This is a genomic window from Streptomyces sp. NPDC098789 (assembly GCF_044759975.1).
In the GTDB taxonomy this organism is placed as follows: Bacteria; Actinomycetota; Actinomycetes; order Streptomycetales; family Streptomycetaceae; genus Streptomyces.
Window position 1 is genome coordinate 286,747 of sequence record NZ_JBIWAJ010000002.1, and the last position, 15,012, is coordinate 301,758.

10 protein-coding genes, 1 tRNA gene and 2 pseudogenes are annotated in these 15,012 nt (G+C 71.1%); 12 read left to right on the top strand and 1 reads right to left on the bottom strand.

Annotation, left to right across the window (positions count from 1 at the left end; translation table 11 throughout):
- The first annotated feature begins 86 nt into the window (after positions 1-86).
- The 10 genes and pseudogenes from ACIQWR_RS05585 (at position 87) to ACIQWR_RS05630 (ending at position 10,803) form a co-directional block, all read left to right on the top strand.
- Positions 87-2,087, top strand: coding sequence for a hypothetical protein (locus ACIQWR_RS05585; protein WP_404005322.1), 2,001 nt, complete (start codon positions 87-89; stop codon positions 2,085-2,087).
- The gene (locus ACIQWR_RS05590; protein ID WP_404005323.1) at positions 2,084-2,968 is read left to right on the top strand and encodes a hypothetical protein; all 885 of its coding nucleotides are present in this window, start codon (positions 2,084-2,086) and stop codon (positions 2,966-2,968) included. Before ACIQWR_RS05585 ends, ACIQWR_RS05590 begins: the two co-directional genes overlap by 4 nt.
- 229 nt (positions 2,969-3,197) lie before the next feature.
- Positions 3,198-3,443, top strand: coding sequence for an S-type pyocin domain-containing protein (locus ACIQWR_RS05595; RefSeq protein ID WP_384649024.1), 246 nt, complete (start codon positions 3,198-3,200; stop codon positions 3,441-3,443).
- Complete coding sequence (locus ACIQWR_RS05600) at positions 3,430-5,454, top strand: hypothetical protein (RefSeq protein WP_404005325.1); 2,025 nt, start codon at positions 3,430-3,432, stop codon at positions 5,452-5,454. The genes ACIQWR_RS05595 and ACIQWR_RS05600 overlap by 14 nt, the downstream gene beginning before the upstream one ends.
- A 14-nt stretch (positions 5,455-5,468) precedes the next feature.
- Complete coding sequence (locus ACIQWR_RS05605; protein ID WP_404005326.1) at positions 5,469-6,200, top strand: hypothetical protein; 732 nt, start codon at positions 5,469-5,471, stop codon at positions 6,198-6,200.
- Positions 6,197-6,469 (top strand): DNA-binding protein, encoded by a 273-nt coding sequence (locus ACIQWR_RS05610; protein WP_384663756.1) that lies wholly within the window; start codon positions 6,197-6,199, stop codon positions 6,467-6,469. Before ACIQWR_RS05605 ends, ACIQWR_RS05610 begins: the two co-directional genes overlap by 4 nt.
- A gap of 76 nt (positions 6,470-6,545) precedes the next feature.
- Complete coding sequence (locus ACIQWR_RS05615) at positions 6,546-7,586, top strand: hypothetical protein (protein ID WP_404005327.1); 1,041 nt, start codon at positions 6,546-6,548, stop codon at positions 7,584-7,586.
- Between the two features lie 390 nt (positions 7,587-7,976).
- Positions 7,977-8,438, top strand: a pseudogene (locus ACIQWR_RS05620) (transposase); the annotation flags it as partial.
- Positions 8,439-9,164: 726 nt separating this feature from the next.
- Positions 9,165-9,974 (top strand): annotated as a pseudogene (locus tag ACIQWR_RS05625) (IS5 family transposase).
- Position 9,975: 1 nt separating this feature from the next.
- The gene (locus ACIQWR_RS05630; protein ID WP_404005329.1) at positions 9,976-10,803 is read left to right on the top strand and encodes a tyrosine-type recombinase/integrase; all 828 of its coding nucleotides are present in this window, start codon (positions 9,976-9,978) and stop codon (positions 10,801-10,803) included.
- Between the two features lie 62 nt (positions 10,804-10,865).
- On the opposite strand, the gene ACIQWR_RS05635 is transcribed toward ACIQWR_RS05630, so the two are convergent.
- A tRNA-Arg gene (locus ACIQWR_RS05635) sits at positions 10,866-10,938 on the bottom strand.
- Positions 10,939-11,372: 434 nt separating this feature from the next.
- On the opposite strand from ACIQWR_RS05635, the gene ACIQWR_RS05640 reads away from it, so the two are divergent.
- Both ACIQWR_RS05640 and ACIQWR_RS05645 read left to right on the top strand, forming a co-directional pair.
- Positions 11,373-12,992 carry a dynamin family protein gene (locus tag ACIQWR_RS05640; RefSeq protein ID WP_404005330.1) on the top strand — a complete coding sequence of 540 codons (1,620 nt, stop codon included), beginning with the start codon at positions 11,373-11,375 and terminating at the stop codon, positions 12,990-12,992.
- 4 nt (positions 12,993-12,996) lie between these two features.
- Positions 12,997-14,961, top strand: a complete 1,965-nt coding sequence (locus tag ACIQWR_RS05645; RefSeq protein ID WP_404005331.1) for a YfjP family GTPase — start codon at positions 12,997-12,999, stop codon at positions 14,959-14,961.
- Positions 14,962-15,012: the final 51 nt, after the last annotated feature.

Genomic DNA, 15,012 nt, shown 5'->3' on the forward strand with positions numbered 1-15,012 from the left:
GACCCCTGCCCGAGGAAGGGGCTCCGCGATCCGAAGCGGACTACGACATCACCGAGTTGGTCGGCGGGGCCAAGGAGTGGGCGTCCGTGATCTACGCCCCCGGAGGGAACATCAACAACGGTTCCGTGTACGGCGGGCAGGGCGTACGCAACGGCTCCAGGCCGGAAGGGCGGCTACGGGAAAGCAGAGTACGCGAGGGCCCGATCCCGGACATGGAGAGAGAGGCCGCCGCGCTCGGTTTCGCACGCCCCGACTGGTTCGAAGCAGCCCTCGCGAAACTGAAGCAGGGGCCCCTGTTCCTGGTCGGCCGACCAGGAACAGGCCGTCGTACCACGGCGCTCAACCTGCTGCGGGAGAGCTGCGGGGCTGGTGCGCCACTGCGGGCACTGGACGGCGTCACCGAACTGGACCGCTGGAAGCCCACCGACACATCGGCTCGGGGCTATCTCATAGACGGCCTGTTCCCCTCCCGCCCTCTTTCCCCGGTCATGCTGAGAAACGTGCGGGAGCTGCTCAAGAAGGCTCAAGCGTGCATGGTGATCGTCCTGCCCGACGACACGGCCCTGCTGCACCGGCTTGAACGGGACCTCCACATCAGCCCCACCGTGTGCTCCCCGCCGTCACCCTCCCTGGTGTTCGGCAGCCGCTTCGAGGCGGTGGTGCCGGACCGGTGGGAGCGGGACCGGCTGCTGTCCGCGCTTGCCAGCCGTCATGACCTGGGCGAACTTCTGGTGCCGGAGCTGGTACCCGCCGAAGTGGTGGAGCTGGTGACGGCCCTCGTCGAGGCCGACGGCGATCCGGAGGCTCTCGGCGACCTGGGGCTCCGGCTGAGCTACCGGGCCGAGCGGGAGGTCCCGGAGCTCATCAAGAGCCTGTGCGACGAGCCGGAACCACTGGCCTTCCTGCTGGCCGCTTCGGTCTACGAGGGGCTGGACCAGCAGATCGTCAGGAACGAGGCCGACCGGTTGACCAAGCTGGCGGGCGATCGACTGACGGCGGTGCTGCCCGGCACAGATGCCGACGGGGCCGCGAAACAGGACCGGCCCAATCCGAAGTTCGTCTTCCGGCACTCCCTGACAGAACTGCTGCACGCCGTGCATGCGGTCCGTCAGAGCCGCGAGATCCGGGCGGAGGGAGCCTACTCGCACAGTGTGGAGGCTGTGGCGTTCATCAGGCATCGCCAGGCTGAGGCCGTTCTCAGACATGTGTGGCGTGAGTATGGGCAGTTGTCAGAACTGCTCGTCGAGTGGTTGCGGGACGTACCCCGGTCCGGCGGGCTCGCCGAACCGGCGGGCCGGGCCATGGGACGGGTGGCGAGCTGGGGCGGCGGGCGCAACGCCCTGGTGCACCTTCTGGAACTTGCCCGGTCGGATCGTGCGACCAGTCGGCTCGTCGTGGCGAACGCGCTGGGCGTCGCGGCCGAGGACCCCGTGCTCGTCGCCGAGATTCGTTACCGATTGCATCGCTGGAGCACGGCGACCGACTTCCGTCTCAGGACGACGGTGGCGCACGCGTGCGGCGAGGAATTCGGCCTGGCCCGCCCCGACCTGGCCCTGCGGCTCCTTCAAAGTCTCTTCCACGCGGCACAGGTCCGGGAGGGAGAGGAGTATCAGGTGAAGGTGGCGGTGGAAGCGGCGATCCTGCGGCTGTTCCAGGCCGGCAACGAGACGAAGGTATTCGACTTGCTCCGGAAGTGGCTGGACGACGAGGAGTACGACCAGGAGCAGGTGCTCTCGCTCTTCAGCCGGATGCTCTGGTCTCCCCAGTGGTTCATGAGGAACCTCGCCCTGTGGACGCCGCAGGGGCAGGCGCTGGCCGACCTCACGGGCCGCGCCCTGAACACGGAGAGTTCCTTCGAAACGACGTGCTGGACGTTGCTGCGCTGGGCGGAGTCGGGCCAGTGGGACGACGAACAGTTCCGGGCCGTCGAGAACCTGTTCGCGGCCATGGCCCAGTCCATGCGCTCCGGTGAATTCCGATTGTTCGTAGAAATGGACCAGGCGGGCGCGAACGGCTGGCCCGGCCTCGTCACCGCCCGCGACGCACTCCATCGGTGGCGGACCGGCGCGCACAGGGAGACAGCATGAACGACGACACCACCGACCGTCTCTTTCACCGGCTGGACAGGGCGCCCTGGCGGGAGATCCTCGGCCATCGCTGGTCCGCGCCGAAGGACTGGGCACTGGTGCTCAGGGACGAGGCGGGGGAGTACTCCTTCCTCGGCCGGCGAGGGAACCCGGAGGGTTCCGGCGCCTATCCGCCCCTGGTGGACGAGGCCCCCGCTCCCCACCTGAACGGAAAGTACAGCGACGTCTTCCGGGTGGACACGACGGAGCACGTGGACACGCGGTCGGTCGGCCTCCCCACGGTCTACGGCACAGAGTCGGTCGACCTCTGGGTCTCCTGGTGGGTCCACGACCCCGTACGCGTCGTCCGTGCAAGAAGTCTGCACGGCTGGCACCTGGTACGGACCCATCTCGCCTCTGTCCTCCGTTACTTGTCGGAGGCCCACGCCGCCTCCGACAACGGGCTGGGGGCGCCGGAGATCATGCAGCATCTGGGCCTGCCGCAGCGCCTGGAGGAGCACGGTCTGAGCTACCGGGTGTTCGACGTGCGACTCCGGGAGAACGATGAGGAACTGCTTCTCGGCCGGCGGGAAAGCGACGGGGTCCGTTACTCCTGGACGGCCAGCCGTCGGGGCGAGTACGAGTTCTGTCTCCAGGCACTCCATGCCGGACCGGTGTCGCTGGCGGCACTATGGCTGCTTCGTCACCCCGAAGAGGTGCGGCAGGTGCTGGACTGGGCGGTCGACCACCAGGATCTGCTGACTCCGCCGCGTTCCGACTGGCAGGAGGAGCTGGCCTCCCTGCTGGGCACGTTGACCGAACAGGAGCGCAAGGAGCTCTCCGGCCTGCTGCGTGACCGGATCGGGGCGCTCGGGAGGCCGGTTCCTCGCGAGTACATCTGACTCTGTGGAGATGTATTCGAATATCGAATTTATGGGCGGGTGTGTCGCTTTCGGTGACGCACCCGCTCTTCTTGTTCATGCCGTTCCGCAAACCCTTTCCGTGTGTGACTGGGGTTACTTGATTCCTGGTCCTCCGGAGCAGCTCCGGGGATGAATCCGCGGGAATCTCGACGTGTCGAAAGGAGGACGTCCGCATGATTCCCGGGCGTCCACGGAAGGAAAGGGCGACATGCGAGCAGAAGAACCTCAGACCCCGGACAATGTCCTCGCGTTCCGCCGGCGACGGGAAGCCGCAGGCCCGGCACCCGAGCCCGAGGCGGCCCCGGGCGCCGCTTCCCGGGCGGCGACCTCCCCCGCGACGGTGCTGAACGCCGAGCGCGGCATCATCAACACCGGCACCGTCCACGGCGGTCAGCACGTCACCACCGTCGAATTCTCCGGCCACACCGGCGGAGGAACCGATGGCGACAGCTGATCTCCCCGGCGAGACCGAGCCCGAATTCGCCGAGTTCGCGATGGCTGTGGCGGGCCGGGGGCCGGCGATCTGGGCCCCCAACGGCGTCATCAACACCGGATTGCTGACCGGCGGCCAGCACCAGCGGCTCGCACCTTCGGTGGAGGGCGGCGCGGTTCCGGGGCCGATGCGGCAAGGCCCCGTACGGACGAAACACGTGCAGGCGGCGCGGCGGTGCTTCGTGGCGCCGCCCGGCTTCGAGGAAGCCCTCGCGGTGCGCGAATCCGGCATCGTGGTGCTCGTCGGCGAGGCCGGGACGGGGCGGGAGACACACGCGCTCAACCTGCTCGCGCACGGCCACGAGGCCCCCGTGCTTGTCCAGGTCGACGGAACGGCCAACCTCTCCCGGTGGTCGCCGCGCGCCCAGGGCGTGGACGGATACCTGGTGACGGAGCTCGCGGATCCCTTCGCGCTCCGGGCGTGGGACCTGGCCCGCCTCGAAGGGCTCCTGACCGAGGCGGGCGCCCGCCTCGTCATCGTCCTGGTGGAGGCCCCCGGCCTGGTGGGCGCACTGGAGGACCAGCTCGGCGTGCCGGTCCTGCGCCACCGGCCGCCGGATCCCCGGAAGGTCTTCACCACCCACCTCGCGGACGGCTGCCCCGACGAGGCAGTACCCGCCCGGTTGCTGCGTGCCCTGGAACCCGGCGATCTCGACGAGCTGTTGCCCGACGGCCTGCCGCCACGCCACGCCGCACAGGCCGCGGCCACCCTGCGGCGCCTGGAGGCGGCGGGCGGCCCTGCCCCGGGGGAGCTCATGCGCATCCTGGCCGGCGCCGAGGGTCCCGAGATCCTGGCCCGGGCCCAGCGCGATCCCGCCCTCCTGGCCTGTCTGCTCTCCCTCGGCGTCTACGGAGGACTGCACCGTGCCGTGATGATGGAACGGGCGCGAGAACTGCTGCGGCTGGCGGGCCCGGACAGGATGCGGGGTCCCGGCTCCTACGGTCATTCGGGCGAGGAGCCTCCGACGAGGCCGCCAGCCGAAGTCCTGCGGATCCTCGGAGCCCGTCGTGTGAGCCGCGCCGATGACGAGGCCACCGACAGGGTGTCCTTCTTCTGGCCCGCCGTGAGCGGGGCCGTGTGGGACGGCCTGTGCCGGGACCGTGCGGACCTCGTGCCGGTGGTACACGCCTGGCTCGCCGACCCCGGCCCGGAGGAGGAACAGATCGAGCGGGCCGGCCGGGCCGTCGCCGCTCTGGCGGAGGCCACGAGCGGCAAGTCCCTGGAACTGCTGCCCGCGCTGGCCTCCACTCCGGTCTTCCCCGCCCCGCGGGTGGCTGGGCGATGCCTGGCGACACGTTTCCGGGACCGGGAGGTGGCACAGACGGCGGCCGACCTGCTGGACCTGTGGAGCGTCACGCCCGAAGCCTCCTTGAAGCACGCCGTGGCGTACGCCTGCCAGGAGCCCGAGGGGCTCGGGGACGAGCAGGCGTTGCGACTGCTGGAACAGCTCGTCGAGACCCTGGGCGCCGGGCCGGACGACCTCTCCGTCTTCGAGGCTGCCAAGGGGGCACTCGTACGACGCTTCGAAAGAGGAGACCACACCACCAGGGTGACCGTCCTGCACCGGATGCGGGACTGGGCGCGGACCGACGGCACGGTCGGCCTGCTGACCGCCTGTGCCTTTCCCGTCATGGCCCGCACCGACTCCCTGTGGTGGAGCGGACGGGCTCTGGCCCGCGCCGGCTCGGCGGCGGTCGCCGTCCACCTCGTCGGACACTCCCTGAACGAGTCGGTCGCCTTCTCCGGCATGGGAGATGCCCTGCTCACCTGGTGCGCCGGGGCGGTCGGCGCCAAGGGCCGGTCCCGGGCGGTCGCCCGGCTCCTCGACGGGCTGGTGACCGCTCGGGAGCCCGGCGTCCTCCGCTGGCTCCTGGCCGTGGAAAGAGGCCCGGACGCGATGCCCGGCAAGGCGCCCGCCGCCCGCGCGCTGAAGACCTGGCGAGACAACACCCCGGCCTCGCAGGCCGGTTGAACAGGAGGCGACCCATGACTTTCTTCTCTCGCCCCGGCATCCTCACCACCGTCGAGCGCCGGTGCGCCGGAAACGAACCGACGCCCCCGCTGCGTTTGTTCGACGGCACAGAACCGGCGGGCGTACCCCTTTCCCTGGACCGGGCCCGTGTATTGCTCTACGACCGCACCGCGTGCTCCCTGGCACGGGCTTCCCTGTGGCACCAAGTCGCGGAGCGCTTCCGGACCGGAGGGCCCGACTGGCGGGAGGCGGTGGTGTGGCTGGGGCTCCCGGGGCTGCGCGGCAACGCATCCCGGATCACCCGGTCCCGCCGTGCCGACCGCGAGGACGTCGAGGCGGAGCTCGTCACCTGCTACCTCGAAGAACTGGCGAAGCTGGACCCGCGGGACCCGCGGGACCCGGAACCCGGGAGTGCGGTGCTGCGGTCGGCCTGCTCCCGCGCCTGGGAGGTCTGGCGCGACACGCACCGCGAGAACGCGGTGGAGGACGTGGAACGCGCGGGCGGTACTCCCCCCGGCGCGGGCAGGGACGACGTCTGGCGGGCGGACTACGACCCGGCCCCGCGCCGTTCGGGGCTCTCCGCGAGCCTGCGGATCTCCGTACCCGCGCACCGTGTCGAAGGCGTACGGATCGGCGCTCTCGCCAGTGCATGGGGCGTGGCCGGTACGGCCACGAGCGTCGGGTACTCCGGACGGGGCCGCCAGGTCGCCGCCCTCTCCCTGCGCCGGGTCGGGAGGGAGGGATGAGCGGCTGCCACGACACACCCCTCACCTTCCGCGAGATCTTCGACCTGCCGGTGAGCGTCGACCTGCGCACGGCGGCCCGGGCGTTCGGTATATGCATGGGCACCGCCTACCGGTTGGTCGCCCGAGACGAGTTCCCCTGTCCCACGGTGTCCGTTGGCCGCCGCCACCGGGTGCGGACCGTGGAGCTGCTGGCCGCGCTGGGCATCGAGGAGCGTCCCGTCTTCGCCGACGAGGTCGCCGACGGCGTGGCACTCACGCTCTTCGACTGATTCCTCTCCCGCCCTGCCGGCGGTCGAGGCCGCCGGCAGGGCCCCACTCCCGGACCGCCACCGAAAGGAAACCACCATGCCCACCTGCCTCGTCATCGACGGGACCGCGACCACCGCCTACTCCGCCACCCCCTGCCTCCCGGAGGAGCGGCACCGGTCCGCCGTCCTCCACGAGGAGATCGTGCGCCCGGTGTGCGAACAGCTCGGCCTCACCCTGTTGAGGGCGGGCAGCCTCGCCGAGGCCGGCCTGCCCCTGGACCAGCTGCTGCACCTGCTCACTGAGGCGGACGTCGTCGTCGCGGACCTCGGCGGTTCCGACCCGGACCTGGCCTTTGCCCTCGGCGCGCGCCACGCCCTCGGCCGGCGCACCGTCCACGTCACCCAGGACGCCGAGTGCCGTCCCACCCCCCGGACGGTGCTCCGCCTGGCCTTCCTGTCCCATCCGGACGGCACAGCGACTGCCCGGAAGCAACTGCTGGATGTGCTGGCGGCGGACCCGGTGCGGACGGACGGCGCGATCGAGACGGGCTCCGCGACCGGAGCGGAAGGCGGCCCCGACGACAACCTCCCGGGCCTGTTCGATCTGATCGTGGAGGCCGAGGCCCAGATGGAGGCGCTCGCCGACGACATGGCCGACGTGGAAGCGGCCATGTCGGACCTCGCTGAGCTCATGATGCTCCTCGGGGAGGAAATGACCCGGGTCAACCATTCCGGGGCCACGGCGAACAAGATGATGGCCGTGGTGAACCGCCTGGCCAAGGCCATCGAGGGACCGACCGGAGAACTGGAGGCTGCGGCGGACCGCTTTGCCGAACGCATGCGCACCTCCTGCACCGGCTTCCAGGTGTTCCTGGACTGGCTGGCCACCACTCCTCGCGCCGAATGGTCGAAGGACGCGGAGGGAGTGCTGGAGCAAATCGCCCTGACGGACTGGGGCGCCGAGATCGAATCGGCTTCTGTCCAGGAAGGCATGGCCATGATCAACATGATCGGTGCCGCCAGTCGCCTCATGCGCCGCCCTGTACGCAGGATCACGTCGGCCTTCCGGAAAATGCTCCACAGCATCGCCATGATGAAGGAACTGCAGTCCAAGGCAGTGGAGTTGCGTCGCTCCTGAATAGTGCCCCGCCGCGGCGGGGCCCCTGGAGTTGTCGAACTCGCCAACCATCACGGCGCTGTCCGACGTCGAACCGAAAGGGTCGGGTGCGCTTCCCCCCTCCTGCTCAACACCACGCGGCAGGTAGTGGGTTCGCTCGCCCTGTCGACCCTGGGTAACGGTCTTCGGCAACTTGAGCCGCAACGGGGGAGGCGGAGACCCTGGTCTCCGCCTCCCCCGCCCGGATGGCCCCGTGCGGCAGGCCGACTCTCCCGGGCCGGCCAACTTCCCTCCCCACTGGGGCGGCCAGACCCTCGTCGCCGTCGTCGCGGCCGAACTGTGGTCGCCGGCCGCCGGCCGCCGGTCGTGCCGTTGTTCCCGGTTCCGGTTCCGGCGTCGAAGCTGCTGGCGGGGCGGCCTCGGGTGCCGGACCGGCAGGCTCTGTGCGGGATCCTGTTCGTGCTCCATGCCGGGATCCAGTGGGAGTACCTGCCGCAGGAGCTCGGCTTCGGCTCGGGGATGACGTGCTGGCGGCGGTTTGCCGCGTGGAACGAGGCCGGTGCGTGGGACCGGCTCCGCCTGGTCCTGCTGAAGAAGCTGCTGACGGCCAGGCAGCTCGACTGGTCGCGGGCGGGGAAACGACTCAAGCCATGTCCGGGCCGCTCGACGCGGCCCAGAAGCGGGCCCAGCCCGGTCGACCGAGTACGGCCGGGCAGTAAGCACCACGTCCTCGTCGACGGACAGGACATCCCGCTCGCCGTGTTGCTGACCGGCGGAAACCGCAACGACGTCACCCAGCTGATGCCCCTGATCGCCAAGGTTCCCTCCGTCGCGGGTCTGGTCGGCCGGCCCAGGCGATGGCCGAGGGTGCTGGCGGACGCCTGGGCCGGGGCGCTCCCGGTGGTAGGCGAGCCGCGCCCTTGGCACTGAGGCCAGTACGGTCAAGGCGTGACTGCGGCCGGATCTCCGAAGCACGGCTCATGAGTTCCGAGAACCAGTCCGCCCGGGTGTCTCCTCTGTACCGGCATTCCCTCGTGGGGCCCCAGCCGGAATGTTGAGTCTCGACTTCCTGAGAGTCCGTCACGGCTGTCGATCCGACCAGGGCCTTCGTCAGGAGCACTCCACGTGTTCTCCCCGCGAGGGCTGGGAGCCCTTGGCCCTCAGGATCCGTTCCCCTTACGACACGAACAGCGATATAGGCCACACCAGCTCGTAGTTGCTCAGATCCACGATCACTGCGTCATCACCCAATCGCACGTACGGCGGGGTGGGCTTCGGATCATGCTGCCTGCCACCCAGCGCCCTGACCTCATGCGAGGTCTCCTATGGCACGCGAGTGGCACGCCGACCCCAAGAGGTCTAGACAATGAAGAAAGGCCCAGGTCGCTTACCTGGGCCCTCTCGCAAGAGCGGATGACGAGAATCGAACTCGCTTTATAAGCTTGGGAATCTACTGCGCGGAACGCACCCGCATGAGTCCTGACCCGTGTAAACGCACCCTACTGGGCACCTTCCGGGGTCCGTTCCTGGATCCGTCCTGACCGATGTTGACCGCCCTTAGACCTCATCTCATTTGGCTGATTGGGTAGGCTGTCGTTCATGGTGGGGATCGTTGAGCGGCTGGTGCCGGATGAGTTGTGGGAGATGTTCCAGCGGGTGGTGCCTGAGGTGCCGTCACGGCCTCAAGGCGGTGGTCGGCGTCGGCACGGTGACCGGGAAGTGCTCGCAGCGATCGTGTTTGTCGCGACCTCGGGTTGCACCTGGCAGCAGCTACCCTCGGCGTCGTTCGGACCCTCCGGCGCGACCGCCCATCGCCGCTTTTCCGAGTGGTCGAAAGCTCGAGTGTGGGCCAAGCTCCACCGCCTGGTCCTCGACGAGCTCGGTGCCCGCGGTGAGCTGGACTGGTCGCGCTGCGCGATCGACTCCGTGAACATGCGGGCCTTGAAAAGGGGGATCTGACAGGTCCGAATCCTGTCGATCGGGGCAAGTACGGATCGAAGATCCATTTGATCACTGAGCGCACCGGTCCGCCCCTCTCTGTCGGGATCTCCGGCGCGAACATGCACGACAGCCTCGGTTTTGAACCTCTGGTACGGGGCATCCCACCGATCCGGTCGCGGCGCGGCCCCCGTCGGCGGCGCCCCGGAAAGCTCCACGCCGACAAGGGCTACGACTACGCCCAGCTGCGCCGATGGTTACGCGGACGCGGTATCACCCACCGCATAGCCCGCCGCGGCATCGAGTCCTCGCAACGGCTGGGCCGGCACCGCTGGACCGTTGAGCGGACCATGGCGTGGCTCGCCGGCTGCCGCCGTCTCCACCGCCGCTATGAACGGAAAGCCGAGCACTTCCTCGCCTTCGCCGGGCATAGCCTGCACCCTCATCTGCTACCGCAGACTGGCCAAATGAGATGACGTCTAAGCGCTCCCTGCTCAACCCCGACCAGGTCGCCCGACTCCTCGTCTGGATCGGGGGGCGTCCCCGCACCGGATACCGGCTCAGCGCCTTCTTCGCCACCCTCTACTACGCGGGCCTACGCCCGGAGGAGGCCGTCGCCCTGCGCGTCGCCGATGGGACGCTGCCGGAAATGGGCTGGGGCGAACTGCTTGCTCATAGGGCGGAGCCCGAGGTCGGCAGTCAGTGGACGGACGACGGCAAGGTCCACGAGACCCGTCAGCTGAAGGGCCGGGCCGTTGGTGATACCCGTCCGGTGCCCGCCCATCCGGCGCTCGCCGCGATCCTGCGCGAGCTCGTGGCGCGTGACGATCTCAAGCCCGGTGACCTCCTGTTCCCCGGGGAGAAGGGCGGGCTGCTCGCCGGATCCGTCTTCCGGCGCGTCTGGAGCAAGGCGCGGCAAGCCGTGCTCGACGAACACGAGTACGCCTCGCCCGTCGGCAAACGCGTGTACGACCTCCGGCACACCTGCCTGACGACCTGGCTGAACAATGGAGTCCCGCCGGCCCAGGTGGCCGCTTGGGCGGGCAATAGCGTCCCCGTCCTGCTCGCTACTTACGCTCGACGCGTGACCGGCCAGCTCGCCGATCTTCAGAAGCGCATCGAGGGTCCGCAGGAGCTGCCCGCCGTAGTCTCGCCGCCGGGCCGGTCGGGGCGGAACTTCGGGAAGTTTTCGGGAAGAACAGCCGCCGAGAGCCGTCCGGAGCCGGTTTCAGTCGGACTGCCGGAGCTGGCACCTGGGTCCCCGAGGGGGCTTACGTCACCGCAACGGCGCTCACGATAAAGTGCCGCTGACCTGCGCGAAAGCCCTCCCCGGAGGGAGGGCTTCAGGTGGCGCGAAGAGTGTGCCCCCGGCAGGACTCGAACCTGCGGCCAAGTGCTTAGAAGGCACCTGCTCTATCCACTGAGCTACGGGGGCCGGAAGGTGGCCTTGTGGGGCCTGGAGCCCCGGGGTGGGGGTGGGACTGCGGTCCGTGCCGGGTCAAGGATAGGGCTCCGGCCGCCTTGTCCCGGTTGCTTCCCCCGCGTGCCACGATGTGGAGGTTCGGTGAAGCGGTCCCGATAATCGCAGGCAGGTGCGATTCTCGCATCGCTTTTGCGCCGCGGCGCCCCGGGTGTTGTGCACTCGTTATGCCTGTGCCCCACTCGTCCCGTCTGTCTGTGATGTCTCGGCAGGGGGCGCGCCCGCCGTCGGACGCCGCCCCGGTGGCCGCGCGCCGCCCGCCCGTGCGGGGGCCGCCAGGAGCCCGTCGGAAGCGGTCGGGATGCCCCACCCGAGTCGCGTTCGCCGCGCAGGAGGCGTATAAGCTTCAAAAAAGGTCACAAATTGGGCATTCTTCACATGTGGTGACCTTGGATGTTCGGCCTCAGCTGCTCGATGCCCTCTCCGCCGTGCGCGACCGGGTAGCCTCCGTGCGTCTACCGCTGCCCCTGCCCGGTGCCCCGCGCGCCCGTCAGACCAGGTCAGAGTTGCTCGCACAGCTCGACGACTACCTCGTGCCCCGGCTCAAAGCCCCCGAAGCCCCGCTCCTCGCCGTCGTCGGCGGGTCCACCGGAGCCGGGAAGTCCACCCTCGTCAACTCTCTGGTGGGCCGCCAGGTGAGTGAAGCCGGAGTGCTCCGGCCCACCACCCGCACGCCCGTTCTCGTCTGCCATCCGGATGACCACCACTGGTTCGCCGGCATGCGCGTGCTCCCCGACCTGATGCGCGTCTGGCTCCCGCAGGGCGAGGAGGAGGCCGTTCCGGTCGGCCTGAAGGGGCTCGGCCGCCGCTCGGCCGCCGCGGGCGGCGGGCAGCCGCGCGAGGTGCGCATCGAGACCGTCAGCACCCTGCCGCGCGGCCTGGCCGTCCTCGACGCCCCCGACATCGACTCCCTCGTCGTCGACAACCGGACCCTGGCCGCCGAACTGATCTGCGCCGCCGACGTCTGGGTCATGGTCACCACCGCCTCCCGCTACGCCGACGCCGTCCCCTGGCACCTGCTGCGCACCGCCAAGGAGTACAAGGCGACGCTGGTCACCGTCCTGGACCGGGTGCCGCACCAGGTCCTGGGCGAGGTCTCGCGGCAGTACGCCGCGCTGCTCACCCGGGCCGGGCTGGGCGACGTACCGCGCTTCACCGTTCCGGAGCTGCCCGAGTCGGCCGGTGACGGCGGGCTGCTGCCGGCCAGCGCGGTGGCGCCGCTGTTCGCCTGGCTCAGCCACCACGCGCAGGACCCCGCCGCGCGGCAGCAGGCCGTCGGGCGGACCGCGCTCGGCGTGCTGGACTCGCTCGCGCGCCGGATGCCCGAACTGGCCTCCGCCGTCGCCGCCCAGCACGCGGCCGCCGTACGCCTGACCTCGGCCGTCGAGGACGCCTACAAGCGGGAGGGCAAGCGGGTCCGCACCCGGCTCGACGGCGGCGCGGTACTCGCCGGGGACGCCCTCACCCGCTGGCGCGGCTACCCCCTCGACACCACCCCCGACGAACTCCTCGACTCCCTCGCCGAGTCGCTCGGCGCGCTGTTGCAGTGCGCCGTGGCCGCCGCGGACGAGCGGATCGCGCAGGCGTGGCGTCGGGAACCGGCCGCGGCCGCGGTTCCGATGCCGGCCCCCGACCAGGAGGCGGCCGAGCGGATCGGGATGGCCGTACGCCGCTGGCGGCGCGTCCTGGAGGAGCTGGCCGAGGAGGAGGTGGCCCAGCTGGAGAAGCAGCCCGGGCCGGACCCGGACGGCGTGGCCGCGCTGCTCGTCGCGGTGTTGCTCGGCGGCAAGCGGGCCCGCGCGGCGGGCGAGAAGCTGGCCGAGCGGGTCGGCGTACAGGTCGCCCTGCGGCTGCGCGACCGCGGCGGCGAGCTGGTCGGCGCCCACCTCGACCAGGTGCTGCGCGCCGAACGCGACCGCCGCCTCGCGCCCCTCGAAGCACTCGAAGTGACCCCGGAACCCCAGGCGGAACTGATCGCCGCGCTGTCCGTGCTGCAGAAGGAGAGGTGACGCGGTGACCGCCCTGACCGACCGAACCGACGACCGTGATCACGACCGCGAGGACCGCGACGACCGCGACGACCGAGCCCTGGCCCACGGCCGCGACCTGGCCCACGAGCTCGACCGCGCCCACGACCGCGCCCACGAGCTCGACCGCGAGCACGAGCTGGGCGGGGAGGGCCGGCCGCGCTGGGACGACGGGTTCATCGCGCGGTCGCGCCGGATGGACATGGGCCCGGGCGACGACGACCCCGACGGCAACGGCGGCGCCGACGAGGCGCTCGTACGGGCCGTCTCCGGCGCGGAGAACGACGGCGGCAAGGCCCCCGCGGCGCCGCCGCTGAGCCCCGAGGGCCAGGCGCTGCGCACCCGGCTCGAAGCGCTGCGCCAGCTGGTCGGTCTCTCCCGGACCCGGCTCGACGGCAAGACGCTGGCCGAGTCGGGTCGGGTGCTCGACGAGTACGCCGCCCGGCGCGGGCTGTCCGCGCAGCACACGGTCGTCGCGATCGCCGGCGCCACCGGAAGCGGCAAGTCCACGCTCTTCAATTCACTCGCCGGGGTACAGATTTCCGAGACCGGCCTGCGCCGCCCGACCACCGCCGCGCCGATCGCGTGCAGCTGGTCCGACGGGGCGGCCGGGCTCCTGGACCGGCTGGAGATCCCCGGCCGGCTGCGCCGGCGCCCGCGCGAGACCTCCGAGGCGGGGGCGCTGCGCGGGATGGTCCTGGTGGACCTGCCCGACCTCGACTCCGCGGTCCGTGCGCACCGGGACCACGTGGACCGGGTGCTGGCGCTGGTGGACGCGGTGGTGTGGGTGGTCGACCCGGAGAAGTACGCCGACGCCGTGCTGCACGAGCGCTACCTGCGCCCGCTGGCCGGGCACGCCGAGGTGACGTTCGTCGTGCTCAATCAGGTGGACCGGCTGCCCGGCGAGGCTGCCGACCTGGTCCTGGACGATCTGCGCCGGCTGCTCGACGAGGACGGGATCGCCCTCGGCGAGCACGGCGAACCCGGCGCGACGGTCCTCGGGCTCTCCGCGCTCACCGGCGAGGGGCTGGGGGAACTGCGCGAGATGCTCGGCCAGTTCACCCAGGAGCGGGGCGCCGCGACCCGGCGGATCGCCGCCGACCTCGACCGGGCGGCGGGTCGACTGCGCCCGCTGTACGTCGCCGACGGGCACGCCGCGCCGGAGATCGGCGAGGCCGCGCGGGCCGGGTTCGAGGACCGGCTGGCCGAGGCGGTGGGCGCGTACGCGGCCGGGCTGGCCGCCGAGCGGGCCTGGCGGCGCAATGCCGGAAAGGCGTGCGGGACGCCGTGGTTGCGGTTGTGGCGCTGGTACGAGGGCCGGCGCGCCCCGCGCACGCTGGCCGGGCTGGCCGCCCTGGCCGCGATCGGAGGGCGCACTTCCGGGACGGCCCCGGCGCCGGTCGAGCAGGAGGTGACCGCCCGCCAGCGGGTGGAACAGGCCGTGCGCACGGTCTCCGACGAGGCGGTCCAAGGGCTGCCCGACCCCTGGGCGCAGGCGGTGCGGGAGACCGCGGTGCGCGGTGGCGAGCTGCTGCCGGAGGCGCTGGACGAGCTGACGGCGACGGTGGCGGTGCCCGGCGGGAAGCCGCCGCGGCCCGCCTGGTGGCCCGCCGCGGTGCTGACCCAGGCGGCCATGACGCTGCTCCAGATCTACGGCGGGCTCTGGCTGGTGGGCCAGATCGTCGGGGTGCTGGAGCCGCTGCTGCTGCCGCCGGTGCTGCTGATGGTGGCGGGCATCGTGGGCGGGCCCCTGGTCGAGTGGTCCTGCTCGATCGCGGCCCGCGGCCCGGCCCGGCGGTACGGGCAGGACGCGGAGCAACGGCTGCGGCAGGCCGCGGCCGGGTGCGGGCGGGCGCGGGTCCTGGAGCCGGTCGCGGCGGAGCTGCTGCGCTACCGGGAGGTGCGCGAGCAGTACGCGACGGTGGCGAGGTTGTCCACAACCCGCCAGTAGTCCACAGGCCGGGGCGGGGTGCGGTCGGTCGGGGTCAGCATGGGTGGGACG

Excerpts from the sequence above, each read along its gene's own strand:
- ACIQWR_RS05590 (WP_404005323.1), top strand. The coding sequence starts at position 2,084 with ATGAACGACGACACCACCGACCGTCTCTTTCACCGGCTGGACAGGGCG.
- ACIQWR_RS05595 (WP_384649024.1), top strand. The coding sequence starts at position 3,198 with ATGCGAGCAGAAGAACCTCAGACCCCGGACAATGTCCTCGCGTTCCGC.
- ACIQWR_RS05600 (WP_404005325.1), top strand. The coding sequence starts at position 3,430 with ATGGCGACAGCTGATCTCCCCGGCGAGACCGAGCCCGAATTCGCCGAG.
- ACIQWR_RS05605 (WP_404005326.1), top strand. The coding sequence starts at position 5,469 with ATGACTTTCTTCTCTCGCCCCGGCATCCTCACCACCGTCGAGCGCCGG.
- ACIQWR_RS05610 (WP_384663756.1), top strand. The coding sequence starts at position 6,197 with ATGAGCGGCTGCCACGACACACCCCTCACCTTCCGCGAGATCTTCGAC.
- ACIQWR_RS05615 (WP_404005327.1), top strand. The coding sequence starts at position 6,546 with ATGCCCACCTGCCTCGTCATCGACGGGACCGCGACCACCGCCTACTCC.
- ACIQWR_RS05630 (WP_404005329.1), top strand. The coding sequence starts at position 9,976 with ATGACGTCTAAGCGCTCCCTGCTCAACCCCGACCAGGTCGCCCGACTC.